The sequence below is a fragment of the Bradyrhizobium sp. 17 genome, from assembly GCF_023073515.1.
Classification (GTDB): domain Bacteria; phylum Pseudomonadota; class Alphaproteobacteria; order Rhizobiales; family Xanthobacteraceae; genus Bradyrhizobium; species Bradyrhizobium canariense_D.
Map to the genome: position 1 here is coordinate 157,672 of NZ_JADPJQ010000066.1, position 23,823 is coordinate 181,494.

Here is a 23,823-nt window from a genome sequence, read left to right on the forward strand (position 1 = left end):
TCGCTCGTGCTACCCCACCATCTTCCTCAGCTCCGCCTTCGCCACCTTCTCCAGCGTCGAGCGCGGCATGTCGTCGACGAAGCGGATCTCGCGCGGCATCTTGAAGTCGGCGAGGCCGGCGCGGCAGGCGGCCATCACGGCGTCGTGCAGATCAGGCCGGGCACCGGCGACGCCACCCTGCGGGATGATGAAGACGACCGGCACCTCGTCCAGCATTGGATGCGTCTTCGCCACCACGGCGGCCTCGCGCACGCCGGGGACCAGTGCGACCACCTGCTCGATCTCCGACGCGGCGACGTTCTCGCCGCCGACCTTCAGCATGTCCTTGCTGCGGTCTGCGAAGCGAATGTAGCCGTTCTCCAGCCGCCCCACGCGGTCACCGGTGAGAAAGAAGCCGTGCTCGTCGAAGCTCTCGCGCGTCGCCTTTTCGTTGTGCAGATATGCGGCGAACAGCGACAGGCCGACAATGCCCTTGATCGAGAGATTTCCGGTGCCGTCGATTTCGGTCGGCCGCCCGTCGTCGTCGGTGATGCGGATTTCATATTCCGGCGCGGCGCGGCCGATCGACATCGGGATGTTGGGCTGGTCGATCTCGCCGACGATGCCGTGGGTGATGGTCTCGGTCATGCCCCACCAGCCGATGATCTTGACGCCGAAGGCGGCGAAGGCCGGCGGCTCGTTGATCGCGGTGCCCCACAGACGGAATTTGTGATCGCTCGGGATCTCCTGCTCGAGCAGCGCCTTCATGCAGAACGGGATCGTCGAGGTCCAGGTCGAGCCGTGCTCGCGCGCAGCGCCCCAGAACCGGCTGGCGGAAAAGCGCGGCTGGATCACGCAGGTGGCGCCGACCCATAGCGTCGCCAGCATCGAATAGGCCAGCGCGTTGGTGTGGAACAGCGGCAGATAGGCCTGATGCACGTCGCTTGCGTGCAGGTCTTCGTGCGCGGCGTTGATCTTGGCGCCCCACAGCGCGTTGGCGTGGGTCCACAGCACCGCCTTGGGGCGCGATGTCGTGCCCGAGGTGTATTGCACGCTGCACGGCGCGAGCGGATCGATCGCGCGCCTGGGACGGTCGGCGCTATCGGCGAACAGCTCCTCAAAGCTGTCGCCGCGTGAGACCGGGTTCCCGGGCGGCGCGCCCGCATCGTGCGAAGTCACCGCCATCCAGCGGATGTTGCGGCAATTCTGCGCGACGATCTCGGCATAGGCCGGCTGTGTGATCGCGGCGACCGCGCCGCAATGATCGGCAAAATAGTCGAGTTCGGCCGGCGCCGAGCGCGTGTTGGTGGTCACCGCGATGGCGCCGAGTTCGACACAGGCGAACCAGGCCAGCAGCGCCTCGATGCAATTGTCGAGGTGAATGAGCACATATTCGCCCGGCTTCACGCCGCGCTTCGTCAGTCCCGCCGCGAGCGCGCCGACCCGCTCGTGAAACTCGCCATAGCTCCAGCGCCGCGCAGGCGCGTCGAACGGCGCCCAGATCAGGAACGGATGTGAGCTGCGCACGTCAGCCCGCATCTTCAGCAGCCAAGGCACATCGAGCCCGTCGAATGGGCCGACGATTCCGGCGGCGGCTTGCGAAGTCGGCATATGTCCTCCCGTGCAGCCTGCATCTTGCCGGCGGCCGCGTTTTGATGATTGCGTCTTCCTGCTCTCTCAGCCCTCATGCGACGGTGCGTGGGGCAGGCGGCTTGGCCTTACCGGCCGCCGTCCTCGTATGACGAAATCTCGATCAGGCTGCCATCCGGATCCCTGCAATAGACCGAGCGCAGCGTGCCGCGGGCGCCCTGCTTGGGAACCGGGCCCTCTTCGATCGCAACGCCATGTGCCTTCAAATGCGCCACCACCTCGTCGGGGCTGGCGGAGGTGAGGAAGCACAGATCCTCGCTGCCGGCGGTCTGGTGGTCCGCGGTGAACCACTCCACCTTGTCGGCATCGCGCGGCCGGACGTTGATCTTCTGGTTACCGAATTGTAGCGACGTCCGCGGCGCTTTGCCGCCGCCGGGGTCGAATACCTTGACTTCCATGCCGAGAATCTTGCCGTACCACTCGGCGGTCACTGCGACGTTCGCGACGTTGATCACGAGATGATCGAGGGCTTCGACCTTGACCGCCATGCCTTATCCTTTCGTCGTGATGCACCCCGTGTACTTTGCGCCTGCGGCAAGCTTTGTTACAACCGCGCCGACGCCATTTTCAAGCTATCTGGCTTCAAGAACAACACGTTGGGAGAACCCTTGAGATGATCACACGCCGTACCGCGCTGAGCCTGCTCGCCGCCAGTCCGCTTGCAGCCAGCCCGCTGTCGAAGGCCCTTGCCGCCGATTACCCGACCCATCCGGTGAAATGGGTGGTCGGCTATCCGCCGGGCGGAGCCACCGACATCCTGGCGCGCCTGATCGGCCAGCGGTTGTCGGAGAAGTTCGGCCAGCAATTCGTGATCGAAAACAAGCCGGGTGCCGGCAACAATATCGCCACCGAATCGGTCGTCAACGCCGAACCCGACGGCTACACGCTGCAACTGGTCAATCCGGCCAACTTCATCAACGCCTCGCTCTACACCAACCTGAAATTCAACTTCGTGCGCGATATCGCGCCGGTCGCCTCGTTCCAGCGCGTGCCGAACGTGATGACCGTCAACAAGGACGTGCCGGCCAAGACCGTCGCCGAGTTCATCGAATACGTGAAGGCCAACCCCGGCAAGGTCAACATGGCCTCCTCGGGCAACGGCACCTCGGTGCATCTGTCCGGCGAGATGTTCATGGCGCTGACGGGCTGCAAGATGCAGCACGTGCCCTATCGCGGCGCCGCACCCGCGATCACCGACATGCTCGGCGGCCAGGTGCAGGTGATCTTCGACAACATGCCCTCGATCATCCAGCACATCCGCTCCGGCTCGCTCCGCGCCATCGGCGTCACCACGGCGGAGCGCTCGCCGCAGCTGCCCGACGTGCCGGCGATCGGCGAGACCGTGAAGGGCTACGAGGCGAGCGCGCTGTTCGGCATGGGGGCGCCGAAGAACACGCCCAAGGAGATCATCGCCAAGCTCAACAGCGAGATCAACACGCTGATAAAGGAGCCGGACATGGCCAAGCGCCTGGTCGAACTCGGCGGCGAGCCGCGGGCGCAGACGCCCGAGGCGTTCGGCGACGAGATCAAGGCCGAGACCGAGAAATGGAAGAAGGTGGTCGAGTTCGCCGGCCTGAAGGTCGAGTAGCGATCTTGTGATGTCCGGGAATGGAGCCCTGCCGTTCGGCAGGGCTTTTTTCTTGGATGCCGTGCCATTGAGCTGGAATAAAGCGGCTTCGTGAAACCTGATGGGTATATGGCGCGTATGATGCGCTGTGAGGAGAGGAGTAGATCATGCGTAAGACGCAATTGGTGCTGGTGGCACTCGGCGTGACAGCCCTTGCCGGCTTCGCGACGGTTACGCCGGCAGCGGCGCGCGACTATCCTTGGTGTGCCCAGGGCGGTGAGTATGATTATCCGGGGGAATGCTCCTACAGCAGCTATGAACAATGCCAAGCCAGCGTGTCCGGCCGGCTGCTGTACTGCGATCGCAATCCCCGCTTTGCCTACAGCCAGGTTTCTCCGGCGCAACCGCGATCGCACCGGCGGCCGCGCCCCGTCGCGCCGTACTAGCGAGCTGGCTGACTTCAGCCCGGTTGGAGCGCCTCGTATAGGCTCGACGCCTCCAGCCGGCCCGCGTTGCCGCTACCGCTTCGCGTCGGCCTGCTCGATTCCGTTGCACGAGATCAGCATCGTGTAGGGCCGCGCATTGCCCGCGATGTCTGTGGTCTTGATCTCGCCTTTCGGTTCGGCAGTCTGGTAAGGCACCACGGAGTTGTCGAGGAAGTCGCGCAACGCGCCGGTCTTGATCGCGAAGTTGATGTTTTCGGGGATGTTGCCGGTCGCAGCGGCCATCCGTAATCCGTCCAGCTTTCCGTAACGACGCCAACGATCTGCCCGGTGGTGTCGAACAGCGGGCCGCCGCTATTGCCGGGCTGCACCGGCGCACTGATTTGCAGGAAACGCGAATCGTTGCGCATGCCGCTGAGCGAGCTGACGATGCCGGTCGTGACGGTGAAGTCCGAAGTCAGCAGCCCATGGAAGGGAAAGCCGATCGCGACGACGGAATCGCCGGAGCGGATCGAGCGGTCGCGGATCCGGGCGAACTCCTTGAACATGGTCGTCGACGGCGCCTGCAGCAAGGCGAGGTCGTTGTTGGCGTCGCTCGACACCACGCGCAAAACCATTCCGGCTTCGCCCGTGAGATTGCCCTTGATGTCGCCGACGCAGCCATTGATCACATGGTTATTGGTGACGACGTGTCCGCTGGCACTCACGACGAACCCGGTGCCGCTCTTGGCTCTGGCAGGTTTGCTGCCGTTGGCTGGCGGTCCCTGCTTGTCCGGCGCTGGCTGCGGCTTGGCGGCGATCTTGGTGAAGTCGCCGGCCTTGTCGAGCCCGTCGGCTTTCACCTTGGTGACGCAATTGGCCAGTGCCGCAATCACGGGCCCGGCCGAGGTCAGGTCGAAATTCAGCACGGTGCGGCCGCTCGTCGCGACCATCAGGCTTGCCTTCTGAAACGTTCGTACCACGTTGGCAGGCATGACGGAGCTGAGCATGTTCGTCTGGTTGGCCGTGGCGAACAATCTGGCTTGCTCCTGTCCGTCAAAGATGACGTCGATCGCGGCATTCTCGCCCTGCTTGAAGCGGTAGCTGGGACTGGCAAAGCTCAAGATCCACGAGCCCCCAGCATTCTGGCCGACGACGAGAATGACGCCGTTGGCATAAGGCGCCGTCGCGGCACAATGCGAGAAGGCTCCCGTTTCGTCATTGCTGAACGCGCCGCCGACCCAGTTGCCGATTTTGACGCTGCCGAATGGGCCGGCTGCCTGTGCTGCGGTGACGACGCTCACCTGCAATAATGACGCAACGATGAATGGCTTAAGCCACATACTCTCCCCCCAGCGCGTTCGCGCGCATCTTATCCGCGGGAGGACGTCTCGCGCAACCGGCAGTTGTCTGTTGAGGACGGATCCTCTCGGGCGACCTTCGGGACTTGCCTTTACTTTGCAATCCGATATGCTTTGCGGTACAAAGTAACAGACGGATAGACCGGCAGGGATAGGCGGAGCGAGGTTTTGGCGTTGCCAATGCGCGATCTCGACAAGGCACTGGCCGACATCGTGGCGATCCGCAGCCAGATTGCGGCAGGCACGGCATTTCGCGGTTACGGCCCGGCGACGATGGCCGCGACCGGCGCGGTCGCGCTTCTCACCGCGATCCTGGAATTCTGGCTGCTTGGTGATGCCACCAGCGAACCGCTCGGCTTCTTCTTCGGCTGGTTCATTGCCGCCGCGCTCTCCGGCCTGATCATCGGCATCGAGATGCGCGCGCGTTCGCGCCGCCATCATTCGGGCCTCGCTGATGCCATGATCCACCAGGCCGTCGAGCAATTCCTGCCCGCTGGCGTTGCCGGTGTGCTGCTTGCGGTGGTGATGTGGAAGTTCGCGGGCGAAACGCTGTGGCTGCTGCCGGGCCTGTGGCAGATCCTGGTGTCGCTCGGCATTTTTGCCTCCGTCCGTTCGCTGCCGCGCACCGTGGCGCTCGCCGGCGCCTGGTATTTCATATCCGGCTTTGCGGTGGTGGTGCTCGCGAGCCAGACCCATACGCTGTCGCCATGGACCATGGGCCTGCCCTTCGTGATCGGGCAATCGGTGATGGCGGGCATTCTGTATTTCGCATCGGGAGACCATGATGTCGAAGATTGACAGCGCACCCTTCTCTTATGAAGGACTGGACCGCGTGATCCACGAGAAGGCGAGGCTCGGACTTCTGACCTCGCTGATGGCGCATCCGAAAGGTCTGGCGTTCGCCGATCTCAAGCAGCTCTGCGGCCTCACCGACGGCAATCTCAGCCGGCATCTCGCCGTGCTCCAGGAAGCCGGCCTCGTCGAGGTGACCAAGGGCTATGAGGGCAATCGCCCGCACACGACCTGCCGCCTGACCAAGGCCGGCCGCCGCCGCTTCCTCGACTATCTCGCCGTGCTCGAACGCCTGGTGCGCGACGCAGCCAAGGCTGCCGGCCGCGAGGCGGCGCCGCTCGGCCGTCTCGGTATCGTCTCGACCTGATCCTCCCCCTTTTTTGACCGGAGACTTTGCAATGCAAAGTGACCTTGTGTCCCGCAACGACAAGCTTCACGTCGGCATCATCATGGATGGCAACGGCAGATGGGCGACGCGGCGCGGCCTGTCGCGCGTGCGCGGCCATGAGGCCGGCGTCGAGGCGATCCGCCGCATCGTCGAGGCCGCGCCCAAGCAGGGCATCGGCACGCTGACGCTCTACGCCTTCTCGACCGACAATTGGCGAAGGCCGAAGGCCGAGGTCGCCGCGCTGATGACGCTTCTGAGATTCTACCTCGGCAACGAGGTGCAGAGCCTGGTCAAGAACGGCGTGCGCCTCACCGTGATCGGCCGGCGAGACCGCCTGCCCGACGGTATCGCCAATGCGATCGCGCGCGCGGAAGACGCCACCGCGCACGGTGGCACGCTTCATCTGCGCATCGCCGTCGACTATTCCGCCCGCGACGCCATCCTCAACGCGGCGGCGAAGGCGGCGGCGCTGACGAGTCTCACCCGCGAGGCGTTCTCGCAGCTCGTCACCGGCGAGGCCGGTTTGCGCGACGTCGACCTCATCATCCGCACCTCGGGTGAGAAACGGCTGTCGGACTTCCTGCTCTGGGAAGGTGCCTATGCCGAGCTGCACTTCACCGAGCGGATGTGGCCCGAATTCGACGCAGGCGATCTCGCTGCGGCCCTGGCCTCCTTCCACGGCCGCGAGCGTCGCTTCGGCGGCCTCCAGGCGATCGTGCCGGAGGAGGTGCCTTCACTCTCTCGCGTGTGACGCCCGGCACCGAGCAACGAACTGTTCGTTTTCGGCCGCAAGATTGGCAGCACCGTCCAAGCGGTAAGCGCGCGGTCTCGGCTAGGTGTGCATTCGATGCAACCTGCCGAGAGCCGCGCGCATGTCACAGCCGTTGCTGGATGCCATTGTCGAGTCAGCCGAAGGCAACGCCACGCTTCGTATCAGGCCGGCCAGCGCGTCCGATGTCGAGATCCTCTCGATCTATTTCACGAGCCTCTCCACGACATCGCGCAACAAGCGCTTCATGGGCGCGCGGGCGGACTTTGCAATGATCGCGGCCGAATGCGTCGCCAAGACCAGCAATCCCGGTCATTTCACCCTGCTCGCCGAGATCAGGCACGAAGGGCAGGGCACGATCATCGGCGAAACCAGATACGCCTACGATGCGGCTGCACGGCATGGTGATTTCGCCATCTCTGTTGCCGATGGCTTTCAGCGCCAGGGCGTCGGCCTCCAGATGATGACGGCGATGGAGAGGCACGCGAGCGATCTCGGTCACGAGATGATTGCAGCCGAGACCGCGCGCGTGAACGCCGAGATGCGCGGTCTTGCGAAGAAAGCGGGGTTCGAGGACACCGGTCTCGGAGACTGGCAGTCGGTCCATCTCGCGAAGCGTCTGTCGCGATAGCCGGGCTTGCCGCGAACCGAGCAAGCGCGACCGAAGTCGGCGGACGTGGCGGAGCTGGACCCGAGCGTCGAATTCTGGTGTCGTGGCACACCCTCAATCGCGTGTCTCCCAATGACCTCCTTCAAGACCATTCGTGCGCGCGCCGAAAAACGCAAGGGCGGGCCCAAGGCGCTCGAAAAGCTGATGCCGGAAAAGCCCGACCTGAAGGGCCTCGCCAAACGCGGCGACGACCGCATCCTCGCAGAGATGACGAAGCGTGTGTTTTGCGCGGGCTTTGCCTGGAGCGTGATCGAGACGAAATGGGACGGGTTTGAAGACGCCTTCCTGCGTTTCCAACCGGCCAAGCTCACCTTCCAGCCGGAGGATTATTGGGAGGACCTGCTGCGCGACGCGCGCATCGTGTGCAACGGTGCCAAGATCATGTCGGTGCGCGACAACGCGGCCTTCGTCCAGGAGATCGCAAGAGAGCACGGCAGCTTCGGCAGGTTTCTGACGAAGTGGCCGCCGTCCGACCAGATCGGCCTGCTCGAGCTTCTAAGCAAGCGCGGCAGCCGTTTGGGTGGCAATACCGGCCAGATGCTGCTGCGGTTCGTCGGCTGGGACGGCTTTGTGACGTCCAGGGACGTCGTGGCCTGCCTGCGCGATGCCGGTCTCGACATTGCCGAAGAGGTCAAGTCGAAGGGCGATCTCGCCAAGGTGCAGGCGCAGTTCAACGCCTGGGCCGAGGAGACCGGGTTGTCCTACACATATCTGTCACGCATCTGCGCGCTCTCTGTTGGCGAGAACAGAAGCGAGTAACGAATTCGGCTCTTGAAATCAGCTCTTGGAATTTGGCTCTTGGGATGTTGAATCATGTGCATCCTGTGGCGATCTGGTGCCGCAAGCGCGGCAGACGCGACGCGCGATCACGAAATGCATTTCTCCGGAACATTTGTGCGTAGCACCTGTTCGGAAGATTGGGCCAGGCGAACATCAGCGCAGGGAACGCCCGCTCTGGCTCAGCTCAGTGAAACCGACGTGACAGAAACGGAGCAGCTCATGAAGCTCACATCCGAACAGGTGAAGCAGACCGTCAACCAGCTCGGCGCTCAAGTGCTGCCCGACGAGCATCCCGCGATGCCGCAGCTCAACAGCATGTTCGGCGAGCACACTTTCTTCGTCGATGAGACGGGGCTGAAGGTCGTCGAGCCCACGGCGCCGCCCGGCACCGAGCGTCAGAGCGGCGAAGTCGTCAGCCTCGCCGATTGGGGCGATTCCGAGCTGACCCGCCTGATGGCACACGAGCCCGAACCGACGGGCGTGATCGTCGTGTTCGAGCACGTGAGGCATTGATCGGGCCCAGCGGATCGTCCTTCGGCGGCGAGTCTGAAAACCCGCCACCGTAGATTCGCGTTGCGAGCGCGCTCGACGTGGCTCTCTGCGTCCGCCGAAAGCCCGTCGGTTTGGTTCAGATGCCGAGAGTCAGCTGCGGCGGCTCCGCATCGTCCCCGGCCTGGAGGGAAGACAGCGAGACCCCCAGCAGCCTGACGCTCTTGGGCAGCGGAATCTCGACTTCGAGCAGGCCGCAAGCCAGCCGCTCAAGATCGTCCCGGCCTGCAACCGGCGAAAGAGCGGACCTGCTGCGCGTGATGATCTCGAAGTCGGCAAACTTGATCTTCAAGGTGACGGTGCGGCCACGGCTGCCCGTCGCCTCGCAATGGCGCCACACCTTGTCGACGAGCGGCTTGAGCTCGGCGACCAGCGCGTCGAATTCGGTGAGATCGCTTGAGAACGTGGTCTCCGCGCCGATGGACTTGCGGACCCGGTTGGCCCGGACCGGCCGTTCGTCGACACCGCGCGAAATCCAGTAGTAATAGGCGCCCGACTTGCCGAAATTCGCATTCATGAACTCCAGCGTCTGACGACGAATATCGAGACCGGTGAACATGCCGAGCGCGTTCATCTTCGCACCCGTGGCCGGGCCTATCCCATGGAACTTTCCGACCGGCAGGGTCTCGACGAAGGCGGGTCCCATCTCCGGTGAAATCACGAACTGACCGTTGGGCTTGCGATGATCGGAGGCGAGCTTGGCCAGGAACTTGTTGTAGGAGATGCCGGCCGAAGCGTTGAGGCCCGTCTCGGCCTTGATCCTCTCGCGGATCCTGAGCGCAACATCACGCGCCAGCGGGATGCCCTGCAGGTTTTCCGTCACGTCGAGATAGGCCTCGTCGAGCGACAACGGCTCGATGATGGGGGTATGCTCCGCGAAGATGTCGCGGATCTGCCTAGAGATCGCCTTGTAGACCTCGAAGCGCGGCTTGACGAAGATCAGATCGGGACATTGTCGCTTCGCCGTCACGGATGGCATGGCAGAGCGAACGCCGAACTCGCGGGCCTCATAACTGGCGGCCGCGACGACGCCACGTTCCGCGGAGCCTCCGACGGCGACCGGCTTTCCGCGCAGCTCCGGATGATCGCGTTGTTCCACGGACGCGTAGAAGGCATCCATGTCGATATGGATGATCTTGCGGACGGGCGAAGCTTCGCCGGTCGCCGTGTCGGATTCGCTCATGGCAAGATGATACAATCGAGCGATGAGAAGCGCGAGGTGGGTGTGGTTCAGCGCTCGAGACAGGCTGGCCGCCGCTCCGGGATGTCCCACTTCATCAAAAAACAATCTCAGGCTTGTGAGTGGCCAGCATGGCCACGCGCTCTAATATGAGGCTGCGGAGGACAGCCCATGCAATACAGCTCCGAACTCATTCGAACGATGCGTCAGGCGCTGGAGGCCGTGATGGCCAGCGTGCCGCCCGATCAGTCGGTGTTCGGCCTGAAGGCGGCGGTCGCCGAATGCATCCTGAAGGCGGCCGCACACGGTCAGACGTCCTACGACGGACTGGTCACGTCGGCTTCCGACCAGGTTCAGGCGATCATCTCGATGCTGAATTGAGGTGGGCTTGCGCCGAGCAGGCGATGACCTGAGCGGGCGGGGTAACAACGCAAATCGGGTGAGGGTGCCTCCAGCGCGCACTGGAGGAGACTGGCGCACCCGACACGATTCGAACGTGTGACCTTTGCCTTCGGAGGGCAACGCTCTATCCAGCTGAGCTACGGGTGCTAGTCGAGGTTCATTTAGCCGATTAGCGGGGGGCGGGCAACCGCTTGATTCGCCTGGGGTGGCTCGGTCGGATGGTTGCGTAGCCCTCCTCAGGCAAGGGTCACACGTTCGAATCGTGTCGGGTGCGCCAGGAGAGCCAGTGCCGGGTGCGCCGGGAGCGTGGCGACCCCTCTGAGGGGCAGGCCGTCAGAGTGCGCCTTGAGGTTGCTCGTGGGCCGCGCCGGCAAGGATATTCAGACTAGCTAAGAGCCCTCATACGCTCGGCGTAGGAGCGGTTGCGCCTTTGCAAAATCGTCCATTGTTTTTAGGGAGAGCTCGAGATTGCCAGTGCCGAAATGTCCAATTTTCGTGACATCGCGGGAAAAGCCATCTTCGAGGTCCATTTTCGTCGGGTCGAGCCGCAGATAAAGGGTGACGACCTTAACTTGGGGATAGATCTCGGCGCACGCGAAGTTCTTCAAGCGTTTGAAGGCGATGTAATTCTTTAGCTCCTTGATTTGAACGTCATCGCCAAACCCGATGATATACTGCCGGACCGCGTCGAAAAGATCGCGAAGGACCGGATCAGATTTTGCAAGCCGATAGTCAATTCGAGAGCTGATATATGGATCATCGACGGACTCATCTGTGATCGTCGAGCTCGGCTTGGGGGTATCCGACAGGTTTGTGGAGATTGATTTGGTCTGCTTTGGGGCGTGAATCAACTCCAACATTAAAAGCCCTGTCTCGAACCGACGATACCGAATGAGCTCGATATTCCGGGCGATTTGTTTGACGGCATGTTGGTCGTATTTTGTAAAATCACCGGCAATGCAGATCAGGCGCGGCGCGCTCCAATCAACGTCCTTGGCGATGTCGGGTCCTAACTTTTCCATGACCAGCCATTGGAATTCCTTACGGTGATCTAGAAGCCAATCGAGGTAGAAGAGTCCTTGATTGATGACGTTCTCATTGACCGCACGCTTGTATTCAATGATGACCGGACTATCGTCTTCGTCCAGCCCGAGAGTGTCAATTCGACCACCATGCACTGAACCCGTCGCATGTTCCGTCGCCAGAAAGCGAATTCCGAGCAACGATTCTAGATTTGCTTCAAAGAGAGCCTGTAGGGACCTTTCGACCTGCAGCGCATCGCCCGGGAGCTCGTAAACTTGGGTGCTGTCGATCTTGAAAAGCTTGACGTCACTCATACGGGTCTCCTTCGCCTAGCGGCGTATGTGACCGGATCGGTGGAAAGCGAGCCCACGACGTCCCTCTATGGCGAGCTCTGTCGATCCGCCTCAAGCCACCGCACTCGCGTTGATCGCTTCGATCTTGGAGAAGATTCGCGTGACCCGCGCTTCATCGAAAAGATGTTCCGGCCCCGTTGGTGCGATGTCCCGGAATGGCGGCTCGTAAAGCAAAGCTGGGTCCATGACGCCCTGGTGCGTCAGATGCTCGATGATCATGTCGATAAAGGCAATCTGAGTGGCTGATGCAGTTCCAGATGAGAGGAACTCTCCGAAACTTTCGCTCACAGCGGCGCGATCGAGGCCGACCAGCGAGCGGACAAAGCGGCCGAAACCCCGGCTAGCCGTTCGGGCGCGCTCGATATCGCCCTGCTCGCCGACACCGGCGTCCAGCAACATCTTTTCAAGCTCGCTCAGGTCGGTCGGCGTCAGCGGACGGCCCTGCCGCAGTTTGTGCAGCACGATATGATCGTCATGCGCCTTCAGGAAATGGCGAGCCTTGGCTTTGAACCGGGCAAAGTCGGCCTCGCCGACCTGTGGCAGCCCATGTTCGACGCCTTGGCCGATCTCATCCGCGAAATTTGAATAAACCACCGCTTTCTTTGATTTTTCGATGTGCTGGACCAAATCGCGCAACCTCAGGCGCACCAGCTCGAGCAGAGGGACCGTGACGCCCTCCCACCATTGATCGGTCTGAATTTCCTCCAGCAACACGGCCTGATGTGCGATGGCTGGAATGCCAGTCTGGTCTTCGAGCGCCGAGGCAATTTCCATCAGTTGTTTGCGCAAAGCATCGAACCGCTTCGATCCGTTGAGAAGAGCAAGCTGCAACGAGAACATCAGGAGGTCGAAGCGCTTAGCCTCTTCGGTGCCGAAACCTCGCGCGGACGGCAGTGGCGCGATCTCGGCGAGCAGTTCCTGGCGTGTCTCATCGTCGATCGTGTGCCAGGCATTCGGTTCGCGATATTTCTCGACGGCGCGGCGATGCTGGCGGACGACGAAATTGTCAGGATTAAGTCCTGCAATGATGTCCTGCAGGGTCGTCAAGGCATCGGCGCGGATATCGCTCTCGCTTGGCTGCTTGTCATCCGCTTCGCCAGCCTCGTAGGGCTCCTGTTCGCCAGCTGAGAAGCCTCCAATCTTTTGACGCTTCTTATCGAGGGCAACAACAAGATCGAGCCTCGCCGCGAACAGTCGTTCTGAGAGAGATTTCGCCGTGCTGGCTTCCTTCAGCTCCGGGTTGGCACCAAAAAATTCCAGGTTCTGGCAATAGTCGAAGACGCGGAAAAACTCCTTATTCTGACCGGGGCCGAATAGGTTCTCGCACAGCCGGGTGCCGCGACCGATCATCTGCCAAAATTTCGTCTTCGAGCGGACCTGCTTGAAGAAGACCAGATTGACGACCTCGGGCACGTCGATGCCGGTATCCAGCATATCGACCGAGATGGCGATATGCGGTGCCTTGGTCTTTTTAGAAAAATCGTCGATCAGCGTCTGCGCGTAGTTGGTTTGATGAGTGATAATCCGAGCAAAGTGCCCCGCCAACGCCGGATAGCCGGCATTAAACCGCTTCTCGATGAACTCGGCATGGGCCTGATTCTTGGCGAAGATGATGCTCTTGCCGAGCCGATCGCCACCTTCCACCTTGATTCCGTTCGTCATCAGGTGCGCGATGACGTGATCGACCGTATCCTCATTGAACAGTCGCTTGTTGACCTCGGCGGCATCGACGCTGTCGGGAACTTCGTCCTCGCCCCATTCCAGCATGTCCCACTGGTCTTTCTCCTCGGCGGTGAGGTCGTCGTAACGCAGGCCGGAGCGCACGATCTTGAGCGGCACCGAGATCGCACTCGGTGGCACGAGGTATCCATCCGCCACCGCCTCATTGAGCGAATAAGCATCGGTCGGCACGCCGTCCTCGAGATCGAACAGCGAATAGGTGTTCTTGTCAATTTCGTCCTTCGGAGTGGCCGTAAGCCCGACTAGAAAGGAATCGAAATACTCGAAGATGGCGCGGAATCGCTGGTAGACCGAGCGATGCGCCTCGTCGATCACGATCAAGTCGAAATGACCGGGGCCGAACTTGATCTTGCCCTCCTGCTTGCCATCGATCAGGTTCATCATCGTCGGATAGGTCGACAGAAACACCCGGCCTTGACCAATGCGGTCAGTGACGAGGTTGACCGGCGCGGCATCCGGCAGGTGTTCCTTGAAGGCCTTCACCGCTTGGTTCACTAGCGCGACGCGGTCGGCGAGAAACAGCACGCGCTTGGCCCAGCCGGCGCGCATCAACAGGTCGATCAGCGCGATCACGGTGCGGGTCTTGCCGGAGCCGGTCGCCATCACGAGCAGCGCCTTACGCTCGCCATCCGCCTCAAAGCTCCGCGCGACATTGCGAATTGCCCGGTGCTGATAGGGCCGTTCGACGATCTTGCGGCTGATCTTTTCGGATCCCAGCGGCTTGCGGCCATTTCGGCGCTGGACTAGCAGCTCCAGTTCGTCCCGCTTATAGAAGCCGCCGATTTGCCGCGGCGCGTAGCGGGTATCATCCCAGATCCAGTGCTCATAGCCATTGGAATAGAAGATCACCGGGCGCTGGCCTGTGCTCGCCTCGAGGCAGTCGGCATAGAGCTTCGCCTGCTGCTGACCTTGGCGCGCGTCCTTGCGGGTGCGCTTGGCCTCGACCAGCCCGAGCGGCTTGCCATCGGCGCCCCACAGCATGTAATCGACGAAGCCGATGCCCTCATTGTTCGGCATACCCTGGACGTGGAATTCAAGGTCGTCAGGCTGATCAAGCGCCCAGCCGGCCTCACGCAGCAGCAGGTCGATATAGCGGTCGCGGGTTTCGGCCTCGTTATAATTGTGCGTGTCCGGCTTCGTTTCGGCGGCCTTACGCGCGGCGGCGACCGCCGCGCGTAGCTGATTCAACTCATCATCGATGTTTTGCTTATTGGTGAGAAGCTTCGTTAGCTCGCCGTTCCTGGCATCGAGTTCGGCCTGTTGCGCTTTGATCTGAACGAAGGCTTTCTTCAACACATCGTCGCGACGCGAAAGCACCGCGGCGTCAAAGGTGAGGCCATCCGCCGGCTTCGCTTTGCGGGCATAGGTGCGAGCCAGCCAGAAGCAGACGTGAAACAGCTCCTTCACCGCGCCCGCGGCATCGCTGGGGCTGGTCTTCCTCTCCTCGTGCACCGCGCGATTGCGCAGCGAATTTATGTATTTCGCTTTCGCGAACACCGCTTCGCCCGCCGCTTTTCGAAAAGTCGGCTCGTGCAGCAACGCGGCGATATTGTCCTGATAGGGCAGCTTCAGATTGGGGTCGCTGCGAAACGCCCATTTTACCGCGATCTCGACTGCCTTGCCGGTAAAGAACGCCGCCGCCGTCGGCGACACTGCGGCCTGACGCTCCGCCTCCACCGCCGCCTCGTGCACGGCGGGGAATTCAGCGGCGAGGAAGGCGAAGTTGGACATGGAGTGCCCGAGTTAAAGTTGATTGGAAAAGCCGCGAGACTGAAGCGAGGAAAACAGGGAGGCAGTTGTTGTTTCGGCAATCCTGGATGACATCAGCATCGCCTTCAGGCTCAAGATCTCTTTGACAAAAGTCATCTGTAAGTTGATTGGTGGCAAGCTAATCGTAAGAGACTTTATGATGCGCATGTTCAACCCGGGCATAACGGCACCTTTGGCTTGAACTCCGAGCTGTTGAAGAACATCTGGATGCTGCAAAAAGGTCGCCTGAAGGAATTCCGGCAGACACTTTTCTTTGTCTAACGTTATGCAGCAAAGATGCTTTGTATTGATTGCGATAGGGATGTCGTCGGGCACGATAGCGCATCGCCCGCAAGTTCCCATTATCGTTATAAGGACATCACCCGGCGAGACCGTGTAGCGGTGGAGCTGAGCATATTTCTCTTCTGAAATGTAGCGCCGCTCTCCCCATCGAAATTCATTTGTTACGACGTTGTCGATGCCTAGAACCGAGATTCCTTGATCAACGAATTCAGAACGCAACAACTGGCTGCCAAACGGGCCCGTCCGCGCATCTAGCGCCACTGATTCGACTGAATGCACCGGCCATTTACTTGAATGCCGCTCGACAAAAGACCGACGAAAAATCGACTGGGTGAGGCTGTCGAGCAGTTCAATGGTGCGCTTGCGTTTGCGGCGCAACGCATCCGCCTTATCCAGAATCGCGGCGATCCGCCGCTGCTCGCCGAGCGGAGGGAGAGGAATTTCGAGCCGACGAAGAAAATCGACCGGAACGCGCTTCTGACCCGCGCTGCCTGTCATGTTTTTGGCGGCAAACTCTCTGAACGAAGAGTTCCAAATTCTGTAGAAAAGGTAGTCGGGAAGCACTTCGTTAGCCGCCCGTAACACATGAAATTCGGTCGAACCGAAGCCAAATGGGCGTCCCAAGGCAGCCGTTCGGGTGGCTTTCCCATTCTCAAAACAGGGGGTTATCTTCGCGAGAAGAACATCGCCTCTTTCAAAGTAAGTATAGCCCTTTTTGACTGCTGCAACTGGCCGCTCTTCCTCAAAATTTATCCGGCCGCCCTCCGAGACTGCCGCCATCGAAAGGAACGACCCGATCTCACTGTCATCAAGCGACTTTGGCATTCCAGGATTGATTTCGCAGATGTCATCAAGTCGGGCAGTTCGCAAGCTCACAACATTGCCTCCAATTCCGCTAACCCGTGCCCGATCTCCTGCTCCAATGCCTTTAGCTCCGCGATGATGTCCTTTGGGGCGCGATGCGTGGTAGTCTCGTGCACGACCTCCTTATACCGGTTGATTGAGAGGTCATAGGCGGCTGCAGTGATCTCGGCCTTGGGCACGCAGAAGCTTTGCGCCGTGCGCGGGCGCTTACGCTCGTCGGCGCCACGCACTTTCCAGCGTGTCGCAATGTCAGGCAGGTTATTCTTCGCGTGCTCCTCGTCGCTGAGCTTCGCCTTTGCTCCGATCTTGTTCTCCGGCAGCAGCGGATTGCGCTTGTCGTCGAGCGAAAAGCCGTCCGCTTGCAGATCGTAGAACCACACCTGGTCGGTGCCGCCGGAATTGGTCTTAGTGAAGAATACGATTGCGGTTGAGACGCCGGCATAGGGCCGGAACACACCGGACGGCAGCTTGACGATGCCATCGAGCCTGTGGTCCTCCACCAGCATACGGCGAATTTCCCTGTGCGCGGTGGAGGAGCCGAACAGCACGCCATCGGGCACGATCACCGCCGCGCGCCCACCGGGCTTCAGCAGCTTGATGAACAGCGCCATGAACAGAAGCTCGGTCTTCTTGCTCTTGATTACCGCGAGCAGGTCTTTCGCCGTGGTCTCGTAGTCCAGCGAACCGGCAAACGGCGGATTGGCGAGCACCAGACTGTAGCGGCCTTCGTCGCCGGAATGTTCCTGTGCCAACGAATCTTTGTAACGGATGTCCGGATTGTCGACGCCGTGCAGGGTCATGTTCATCGACCCGATCCGCAGCATGGTGCCGTCGAAATCGAAGCCGTGAAACATTTCCTCGTTGAAATGGTCGCGGCTCGCTACGTCGTGGAACAGTTTTGGATGATTTTCACGCAGATATTCGCCAGCCGCGACCAGGAAGCCGCAGGTGCCGCAGGCGGGATCGACGATCACGTCCTTTGGCCCCGGCGCCATCATCTCCACCATCAGCGCGATGATGTGGCGCGGGGTGCGAAACTGGCCGTTTTGCCCGGCGCTAGCGATCTTGCCGAGCATATATTCGTAGAGGTCGCCCTTGGTGTCGCGGTCCTCCATCGGGATGTCCGCCAGAAGGTCGACCACCTTGGCCAGCAGCGCCGGCGTCGGGATGGTGAAGCGCGCGCCCTTCATATGGTCAGCGTGGGCGGTGCCGGCCTCGGCCATGTTGCGCAAGAAAGGGAAGACGTGCTCGGAAACCAGCTCGAACATGGTCGCCGGGTCCTTGTTCTTCAGTTTGGACCAGCGCATGTCCTCATATGCGACGCCGTTGCCCTTGCCGAGGCCATCCTTGCCCTCGGGGAAGATCCGGCGCTCCATCGGCTTGCCGAGCCGGTTCGCCTTGTTTTCCTCGCGGGTATGGGCCTCGTCCAGGCCGCGCATGAACAGCAAATAGGTGATCTGCTCGATCACCTCGAGCGGATTGGCGATGCCCCCCGCCCAGAACGCATTCCATACCCCGTCGATCTTCGACCGAAGTTCACCCGTCAGCATGCCGCCTCCCCGAATCTGCGAAGCAACCTAATGGGTTGGCGATCAATAGGAAAGACGCCAAGGTCCTCCGGGTCGGGAGCGCTCGGTGGGCTCGCTGGATCGTCACCCGCGCCCGGATCAGCGACTGCGTGGACAGAGACAAATAGCCACCGGTTTCGCTTCTAGCGACGCGGACGTCGAGGACGTGAGCCTCGCAGTCGGTGGCGCGCATTGGAATCTGGCTTGAGACAGTGACAGCTGGAGCACAGAGCCTTGAAAGGCCTCGTAGCGGGCCCCCGATTCGCCTCGACCCTGGGCCTGGATCGAGTTGCGGTATGCTCGAATGGCCCTGTCTGCTCTGATCACGAGCCCGACACCCTTAGTGGCGATCGTCCACCATGGAGCGGCTTGCAACAGCTGCCTGCTCACCGGGGAGACAAGCCACGGGCGCCGCAATTTATGCCTGTTCGAGCGCTTCTGACCGCGATCATGTCTGCGACAGGAGCCTCATTCCAAGCAACAAAATTGCGCCTGTGGACCGGCAGATAAAACATTGATTCCTAGATTGTTGCCGGCTTGCCTGAACAACCCCAAGGGCAACTGAAAAGACTCAGCCGTGTTACGCCTCAGCAGCTGATCCAGCGAAGTTCAGTCATTTTACTCGGACTCACTTCGAGTTTCTCGCTCATTGTGAGCTCGCAGATTCATTTTGGATCGTGTGACCGGCGGAATGGTCCCTCGGGCCGGCAATAATTTGGGCCTGCAACCCGCGCAGCGAATATGCATTCAAGCTTCTGTAGAAGCTTTTCCGGAACTTGTTCAGGATGGCCCGGAGCCGATCCGCTGTTGAAATCTGAACCTAATTTTTAGCAATTCATTTTTAGCGAAAAGTGCCCTGCTGTCTGCCTGGAACGTCTTTAAGCCACCGCCTACTCGGAACAGAACGCAAATTTTTATGCCTGTGATTAGTGCTCAGTTCGCCAATTTCAGCGGAAAATCTCATGCTGCGTTTCTATAAGATAGATTTGTAACGGCATTTTTCTGGTCGCTTCGCACAGTTTGGCGTGCTGTTTTCTATAATAGTGCACAGATTTTCTGTGCGAATGAGCAGAAATTCTCTCAGTTGACCTGCGTTTCTGTGTGTTGAGCGCTTCTGGCGAGCCGATCCTGAACAAGGGGTGTGCATAGAGTTGGCATCCGAGGTTTGCTAAAGATGGATCAGGCGATTGCTTACAAGTGTCGAGCGCAGCCTCGGCCAACGCGCGAAGCTTCTCCATCTCTTTCTGTGCAGGAGCATAAGGCAACACGGGCAACTCTGGCTCGCGCTTGCTATAATAGACCTTAAAAAGCAAAACCACGCGCCGGCGAAGCGCGTGGTTTTAAGAAGATCGGCCCTTGCCGTTTCTCAGACAGAAAGTTCCGATACGTGAATTGTAGCAGATCAAGCGAAGATCGCGCCCAGAATCTCGAGCTCGACCACAAAACTTTGGACGAGAGCGATCTCGATCACGATGAGATCAAGCGCGGGCAGGCGATCCGGATCGCCAATCTGCTCTTACAACTCGACGACGAGCCGGCCGTCGAATCCAGCACCCTCCAGATGACGACCGATCAGGCGCCTGATCAGTCACTCGACGTCGCCGACGCCGACGACATGGCAGCGGTCGAGGCGCTGGAGACTAGGGACGCGCTGCTCGCGCAAGCTTACAACGGGGTGTCCCAGCAAACGCACAAGCCACCCGACCCTATTCTGCTGCAGCGACGTCGCGACCTGTATTTCATGATCAAGGGCTGGGAGCAGTGCCGCTCAACGACCCAACGCCAGAAGCAACGCCAGTGGGAACGGCTTCTCGACACCGCACGCGCCCGCATTCACGCCGCCGAACGCCAGGCCAAGGCAGATGCGCGGCGTGCTCGCGACGTTGAGCGCAAGCGTCTAGGGCGCGCTGCCGAGATCACCGACAAGCGGATGGCCGCCCTTGATCGTGCTTGCGCCAAGCATCGGGGCAATCACTCGCTAGTCAAATTGCGGGGTCGTGCGGAGGAGCTTGCACAGTTCCGCGAAGCCTTGACGGAGGCCCATAGGCGGCACGCTCCGAGGGCGTCCCTGACACAGATCGCGGCGGTCTACTCTGCCATGTTCGGCGCCGACGCAGAGAAGAAGCAGGCCGAGAACCTTCTAAACATCGTCAAAGAGCTTGAAGCACCAAGGGGTGCTTGGCATCGTTGGCGCAACCGGTAGCTGCCTATCTTGTCTGGGACGGCTTCGGACCGGCCCCAAGCCTGTAAATGGAAGTTTGGTCCCAGACAAAAACTCGTAACTACCTGACATGTTTAAGATAGCCGAAAAATTACCGGCGCGAGTTTCGCCAGTAGTAGTAACTAAGTTAGTTGTTACTAGAGAGTTACTTTAGAGAGAGGGGACCCTGCGGACAGGTTTGTGGAAAGGAGGGGGCTGCCGCCCCCTCGACCCCCGCCGGGCCAAGAGGCCCGGCTATTGAGCTCTTGTCACCGCAGAAAGAGAAGAAAAGGTCTCGTGTGATGATGCCTACTCCCGGCCGATCGCCGGCTCCGGCGGCTCACGTCTTGGTCGAAGAACCTTCCGGAGATTGGGAGAGCTGACCGCCCTGGCTAGCTACCTTCGGCCATGCTCGCCGGCTCACGAGGGCCATGGGCGTGACCGAGGGGGTCCGGCTCGCCGGTCTCCACCTCGCCATGATCAATGGACGGCACACAGGATCAACAGCGGAGACTGAAGATTCGTTTCCACGGTGTCGGAGCTACCAGCGACCGGACAGCGGGTCTGACGCACCAGCTGGCTTCTAATTGGGTCGACCATTTCCCAGGTCCGCCATGGCGAGGTTGGCCTTGAGACCGCCGCGCTGAGGAGACTGCGGTGGGCGGCGGTCTCTTGGGCAGGCGCACAACTCCCGACAAGGTGCGCGCCAAGCCTCCTGATCGTATTCCCATTACGCCTGAAGCCAAGTGCGGAATTGCGTTAGTCCCATCTTGCAACTAAAAATAGCAATACCGGCTTGGCGCCACTTCGCGACTAGTGGTCTTATGACGCCACACCGCTGTGTGGGCCTAAAAGGGAGACCTTGCTGATTGCTGACGACCGTTACTTTCAACTGCTGCCCACGCTTGCCGACTCACATGGCGGTCCGACGACCACGTCGTCATGGGGCGCGGCTGCGTGGAGAACCTCATTCAAGTCGCCCTGTGCCGCGGCCGACATTTACCCCGCATCAAGCGCGGATTGCGATCCGGACTATCCGTCGATCGTGCTGCCCGGCGAAAGCCGTCGGCCGAGCTGGTCGATGAATCGATCAGCTGCTCGCCGCTCTGGGCAGCGCGAGCGTGCACTAGGAGGCCGGCTCGGTTGAAGTGTTGCGCAGAATCATCCCTCGCGCTTAGATTGCTCGGGGGACACTTAATGCGACATATTGCGACCTCTATTGACCCTATTGCCTCTTACCGGCTGCGCCGTGAACACCGTCAACACGCCTCCCGCTGTCGACATGCGCCGCGTGGACAGCACCAAATACGCAAACGAGCTCGCAGAGTGCCAGGAAAAGGCCAGGAATGGTGGGTTTATACAAGCGGGTGCTCCCGTCAGCCGTTGCCTAGAAGAGCGCGGCTATCACGTTACAGAACGGCTTAGCTAATCCTTCTGACGGGAGCGGCCCAGATGCTCAATCTGCATAAAAAATTGAAGGCGCGGTTGACGACCTCTTTGGCGGAGGCGCTTCCTCAGGTGGAAGTGAACAACAACATGTTCCTCAACAGTGATAGTCGGTTGGCGCTTATCAAGCTCGATGAATCGTTGCCTGACCACGGGGCTCTCCGTGATCAGCTTAGTGAATATGTCGACTCGGACTTCCCAGCAATGGTTTTCGTCTATGACTCGCTGCAGGATGAGTTGGCGGTCAACGAGTATTCCCAGAACGGGCTGAAAAAGCTCACCGAGGTAGCAGGTTTCGAGGACGCTCCCGCGCACGCAGCACGGCTGATAGACGCATTCCAGTCACTCCCACGGCGATACGTTTTCTCTATTCCTCTCCCAAGCGACGTCTCGGAATTATTCGTTCCATTTGTCGTCGACGAGTCACTTGGACCGAATATCCGGCTGGTAAAAGCTACGAAGGAATTCGCCGAAAAATATCCGCTGGATCACACGGATGAGAAAAGACAGAGCAAAATTCATGGCGGGAGCTTGCTGTTTCCTACCCCTGCGAACGTGACTTACAGCGAGAACAGGATCTATCTTCAAATCGAGACGCAGGGCTTTGTTGGTTCTTACGGCGGGACAGTTCCTGCTGTCCGGGCTGAGCGGCTCCTAAAGTCGTTTCTAGGCTTGGGTCTAGCGTTACGGTTGCTAAAGGTTGAGGACGTTTATCATATGTCCCCACCCACGCACTCGTTTTTCGTTCACAAGGCTGATGGCGACGGTTGGACGATCCACACGAAGATCGACTTCGATCGAGACACGTCTCGAGTGTTCGACCAACTTCGATCCAACGATATGTTCACAGGGGCGAGCAAGGAACGCAAGCTGTCGCTGGCCATGCTGATCGTGGATGAGCTAAGAGCCGTTTTTTCCGCTGGCGACAAGGCGGATGCAACCACGTTGGGGGCCGGATGGTTGTTTGAAAGCTATGGCGTGCAAGACCGTCGACTTAGCTATGTGCAGTCGATGGTCGTTTTAGAGGTCCTACTTGGCGATAAGGCGATGTCTGACGCAATTGGATTAGGCCAACTACTTCGCAATCGATGCGCCTACCTGATTGGCAAGAGCCACGAGGAGCGTCGAACACTGCTAAAGGATTTCGACGAGCTATATGCGGTTCGGTCGCAAATCGTTCATCGAGGCAAGGCGACGCTCAACTTCAAGGAGCGCCTGCTATCGAACAAGCTCCGAGATATCTGCAACCGCGTCATCCAGCGTGAAGTCGATTTATTGAGAGGCGAAAGCAAATGACGCCCATGGCTACATCGTGGTCAGCCTAGCGCCGCGTGAGACACAGCTTCAATCATGCTAACGCAGTCTCAGACGTGGAAGGCTAATGGCCAAGGGTAAGGAAAAAAAGTTCTGGTGGGCCCGTTACGCAATGGATTGGACTTCCGAAAAAGGTTTTAGGACTTCGCTTGTCGCGAAGTCCCAGAGCACAGCCTACGGAGCGGGCTATTGAAACTTGTAGCCGCCGATAGCGCAAAATTGGTTTGCTGTGTCATTCATCATCGAACTGCTTTCGGCACCCATTTTGAAGCTATAGCTTACGATAGTGCCATTCCGCTGCGATACTGAGCCCAAGACAGTCTGAAAACCAACATAGGCTCCGTAGGAGTTCTTGGCGTTGACTTGAAAGCAGTAGTCGGGCGCTTCAGCCTGAGCCTTGATCAGATTGGGCCATCGATATTGAGCTGATAGTGGATCCTTTAGTCGGCTCCCATACGTGTTCGTGATGATCCTCTTCTCAGCATCCGTCAGCGAGCGTTGTTGGGCGAAGCTTGTGTCGACGGGAATGGTCGCAAGGACGACGAGCGCAAGTGTAGTTCTAAGCATTCTCTCTTTCTCTCTTTTCCTGTTTGCTCGGGTGAGATTAGTGGATGGGATCGCTACCCAAGCCGAGCGACCAGATCGACAGCCCGCAAATGAACGTAACGTTGCAACATCTTCATTGTACGCATCCGGCGAAGACCCCGGCAGGCCGCTTTCGGGAAGGCTGATCGCGCTCAAGCTGCGTGAGCGA

General features: G+C 60.1%; 19 protein-coding genes, 2 tRNA genes and 2 pseudogenes. 12 read left to right on the forward strand and 11 right to left on the reverse strand.

What is annotated here, in order from left to right:
* Positions 1-9 precede the first annotated feature (9 nt).
* A complete protein-coding gene (locus IVB13_RS11920) occupies positions 10-1,590 on the reverse strand; it encodes an AMP-binding protein (RefSeq protein ID WP_018455850.1) in 1,581 nt (526 codons plus the stop codon).
* A 107-nt stretch (positions 1,591-1,697) separates the two neighbouring features.
* Positions 1,698-2,117, reverse strand: coding sequence for a VOC family protein (locus IVB13_RS11925; RefSeq protein ID WP_018455851.1), 420 nt, complete (start codon positions 2,115-2,117; stop codon positions 1,698-1,700).
* A gap of 125 nt (positions 2,118-2,242) precedes the next feature.
* On the opposite strand from IVB13_RS11925, the gene IVB13_RS11930 reads away from it, so the two are divergent.
* Together IVB13_RS11930 and IVB13_RS11935 are read left to right on the forward strand one after the other, a co-directional pair.
* Entirely contained in the window at positions 2,243-3,217 is a 975-nt protein-coding gene (locus tag IVB13_RS11930) for a tripartite tricarboxylate transporter substrate binding protein (protein ID WP_018455852.1), read from the forward strand.
* Positions 3,218-3,363: 146 nt separating this feature from the next.
* Complete coding sequence (locus IVB13_RS11935; RefSeq protein ID WP_083926408.1) at positions 3,364-3,642, forward strand: DUF3551 domain-containing protein; 279 nt, start codon at positions 3,364-3,366, stop codon at positions 3,640-3,642.
* Positions 3,643-3,714: 72 nt separating this feature from the next.
* Here IVB13_RS11935 and IVB13_RS11940 read toward each other — a convergent pair.
* Positions 3,715-4,961: pseudogene (locus IVB13_RS11940) on the reverse strand (serine protease).
* A gap of 198 nt (positions 4,962-5,159) precedes the next feature.
* Here IVB13_RS11940 and IVB13_RS11945 point away from each other — a divergent pair.
* The 6 genes from IVB13_RS11945 (at position 5,160) to IVB13_RS11970 (ending at position 8,891) form a co-directional block, all read left to right on the forward strand.
* Positions 5,160-5,777, forward strand: a complete 618-nt coding sequence (locus tag IVB13_RS11945) for a hypothetical protein (protein WP_018455854.1) — start codon at positions 5,160-5,162, stop codon at positions 5,775-5,777.
* A complete protein-coding gene (locus IVB13_RS11950) occupies positions 5,764-6,138 on the forward strand; it encodes a transcriptional regulator (protein ID WP_007616058.1) in 375 nt (124 codons plus the stop codon). The genes IVB13_RS11945 and IVB13_RS11950 overlap by 14 nt, the downstream gene beginning before the upstream one ends.
* Before the next feature lie 31 nt (positions 6,139-6,169).
* Positions 6,170-6,910, forward strand: coding sequence for a di-trans,poly-cis-decaprenylcistransferase (locus tag IVB13_RS11955; protein ID WP_018455855.1), 741 nt, complete (start codon positions 6,170-6,172; stop codon positions 6,908-6,910).
* A gap of 121 nt (positions 6,911-7,031) precedes the next feature.
* Complete coding sequence (locus IVB13_RS11960; protein WP_085385541.1) at positions 7,032-7,559, forward strand: GNAT family protein; 528 nt, start codon at positions 7,032-7,034, stop codon at positions 7,557-7,559.
* 111 nt (positions 7,560-7,670) lie between these two features.
* A complete protein-coding gene (locus tag IVB13_RS11965) occupies positions 7,671-8,357 on the forward strand; it encodes a DNA-3-methyladenine glycosylase I (RefSeq protein ID WP_247488952.1) in 687 nt (228 codons plus the stop codon).
* Positions 8,358-8,597: 240 nt separating this feature from the next.
* A complete protein-coding gene (locus tag IVB13_RS11970) occupies positions 8,598-8,891 on the forward strand; it encodes a hypothetical protein (RefSeq protein ID WP_007598221.1) in 294 nt (97 codons plus the stop codon).
* 115 nt (positions 8,892-9,006) lie between these two features.
* Here IVB13_RS11970 and dinB read toward each other — a convergent pair whose 3' ends face one another.
* The gene (gene dinB, locus IVB13_RS11975; protein ID WP_018455858.1) at positions 9,007-10,110 is read right to left on the reverse strand and encodes a DNA polymerase IV; all 1,104 of its coding nucleotides are present in this window, start codon (positions 10,108-10,110) and stop codon (positions 9,007-9,009) included.
* 168 nt (positions 10,111-10,278) lie between these two features.
* On the opposite strand from dinB, the gene IVB13_RS11980 reads away from it, so the two are divergent.
* Complete coding sequence (locus IVB13_RS11980) at positions 10,279-10,488, forward strand: hypothetical protein (protein ID WP_007598219.1); 210 nt, start codon at positions 10,279-10,281, stop codon at positions 10,486-10,488.
* 91 nt (positions 10,489-10,579) lie between these two features.
* Here the strand turns inward: IVB13_RS11980 and IVB13_RS11985 are convergent.
* Positions 10,580-10,656 (reverse strand) — tRNA-Arg (locus IVB13_RS11985).
* 58 nt (positions 10,657-10,714) lie between these two features.
* Here IVB13_RS11985 and IVB13_RS11990 point away from each other — a divergent pair.
* Positions 10,715-10,786, forward strand: a tRNA-Arg gene (locus IVB13_RS11990).
* A gap of 112 nt (positions 10,787-10,898) precedes the next feature.
* Here the strand turns inward: IVB13_RS11990 and IVB13_RS11995 are convergent.
* The 5 genes from IVB13_RS11995 to IVB13_RS12015 all read right to left on the reverse strand — a co-directional run bounded on the left by IVB13_RS11995 (position 10,899) and on the right by IVB13_RS12015 (position 19,422).
* A complete protein-coding gene (locus IVB13_RS11995; RefSeq protein ID WP_247488953.1) occupies positions 10,899-11,846 on the reverse strand; it encodes a DUF5655 domain-containing protein in 948 nt (315 codons plus the stop codon).
* 90 nt (positions 11,847-11,936) lie between these two features.
* Complete coding sequence (locus tag IVB13_RS12000) at positions 11,937-15,164, reverse strand: DEAD/DEAH box helicase family protein (RefSeq protein ID WP_346732279.1); 3,228 nt, start codon at positions 15,162-15,164, stop codon at positions 11,937-11,939.
* 204 nt (positions 15,165-15,368) lie between these two features.
* Positions 15,369-16,553, reverse strand: coding sequence for a restriction endonuclease subunit S (locus IVB13_RS12005; protein WP_247488957.1), 1,185 nt, complete (start codon positions 16,551-16,553; stop codon positions 15,369-15,371).
* Positions 16,550-18,091: a class I SAM-dependent DNA methyltransferase gene (locus tag IVB13_RS12010; protein ID WP_247488959.1), complete on the reverse strand. Its 1,542-nt coding sequence runs from the start codon at positions 18,089-18,091 to the stop codon at positions 16,550-16,552. Before IVB13_RS12010 ends, IVB13_RS12005 begins: the two co-directional genes overlap by 4 nt.
* Before the next feature lie 965 nt (positions 18,092-19,056).
* Positions 19,057-19,422 carry a hypothetical protein gene (locus tag IVB13_RS12015; RefSeq protein ID WP_247488961.1) on the reverse strand — a complete coding sequence of 122 codons (366 nt, stop codon included), beginning with the start codon at positions 19,420-19,422 and terminating at the stop codon, positions 19,057-19,059.
* Between the two features lie 134 nt (positions 19,423-19,556).
* Between IVB13_RS12015 and IVB13_RS12020 the strand changes: the two genes are divergently transcribed.
* Both IVB13_RS12020 and IVB13_RS12025 read left to right on the forward strand, forming a co-directional pair.
* Positions 19,557-20,312, forward strand: coding sequence for a hypothetical protein (locus IVB13_RS12020; RefSeq protein ID WP_247488963.1), 756 nt, complete (start codon positions 19,557-19,559; stop codon positions 20,310-20,312).
* A gap of 1,449 nt (positions 20,313-21,761) precedes the next feature.
* Positions 21,762-23,051, forward strand: a complete 1,290-nt coding sequence (locus IVB13_RS12025; RefSeq protein WP_247488965.1) for a HEPN domain-containing protein — start codon at positions 21,762-21,764, stop codon at positions 23,049-23,051.
* A gap of 204 nt (positions 23,052-23,255) precedes the next feature.
* On the opposite strand, the pseudogene IVB13_RS12030 reads toward IVB13_RS12025, so the two are convergent.
* Positions 23,256-23,823, reverse strand: a pseudogene (locus IVB13_RS12030) (hypothetical protein); the annotation flags it as partial.

Excerpts from the sequence above, each read along its gene's own strand:
- IVB13_RS11920 (WP_018455850.1), bottom strand. The coding sequence starts at position 1,590 with ATGCCGACTTCGCAAGCCGCCGCCGGAATCGTCGGCCCATTCGACGGG.
- IVB13_RS11925 (WP_018455851.1), bottom strand. The coding sequence starts at position 2,117 with ATGGCGGTCAAGGTCGAAGCCCTCGATCATCTCGTGATCAACGTCGCG.
- IVB13_RS11930 (WP_018455852.1), top strand. The coding sequence starts at position 2,243 with ATGATCACACGCCGTACCGCGCTGAGCCTGCTCGCCGCCAGTCCGCTT.
- IVB13_RS11935 (WP_083926408.1), top strand. The coding sequence starts at position 3,364 with ATGCGTAAGACGCAATTGGTGCTGGTGGCACTCGGCGTGACAGCCCTT.
- IVB13_RS11945 (WP_018455854.1), top strand. The coding sequence starts at position 5,160 with ATGCGCGATCTCGACAAGGCACTGGCCGACATCGTGGCGATCCGCAGC.
- IVB13_RS11950 (WP_007616058.1), top strand. The coding sequence starts at position 5,764 with ATGTCGAAGATTGACAGCGCACCCTTCTCTTATGAAGGACTGGACCGC.
- IVB13_RS11955 (WP_018455855.1), top strand. The coding sequence starts at position 6,170 with ATGCAAAGTGACCTTGTGTCCCGCAACGACAAGCTTCACGTCGGCATC.
- IVB13_RS11960 (WP_085385541.1), top strand. The coding sequence starts at position 7,032 with ATGTCACAGCCGTTGCTGGATGCCATTGTCGAGTCAGCCGAAGGCAAC.
- IVB13_RS11965 (WP_247488952.1), top strand. The coding sequence starts at position 7,671 with ATGACCTCCTTCAAGACCATTCGTGCGCGCGCCGAAAAACGCAAGGGC.
- IVB13_RS11970 (WP_007598221.1), top strand. The coding sequence starts at position 8,598 with ATGAAGCTCACATCCGAACAGGTGAAGCAGACCGTCAACCAGCTCGGC.
- dinB (WP_018455858.1), bottom strand. The coding sequence starts at position 10,110 with ATGAGCGAATCCGACACGGCGACCGGCGAAGCTTCGCCCGTCCGCAAG.
- IVB13_RS11980 (WP_007598219.1), top strand. The coding sequence starts at position 10,279 with ATGCAATACAGCTCCGAACTCATTCGAACGATGCGTCAGGCGCTGGAG.
- IVB13_RS11995 (WP_247488953.1), bottom strand. The coding sequence starts at position 11,846 with ATGAGTGACGTCAAGCTTTTCAAGATCGACAGCACCCAAGTTTACGAG.
- IVB13_RS12010 (WP_247488959.1), bottom strand. The coding sequence starts at position 18,091 with ATGCTGACGGGTGAACTTCGGTCGAAGATCGACGGGGTATGGAATGCG.
- IVB13_RS12025 (WP_247488965.1), top strand. The coding sequence starts at position 21,762 with ATGCTCAATCTGCATAAAAAATTGAAGGCGCGGTTGACGACCTCTTTG.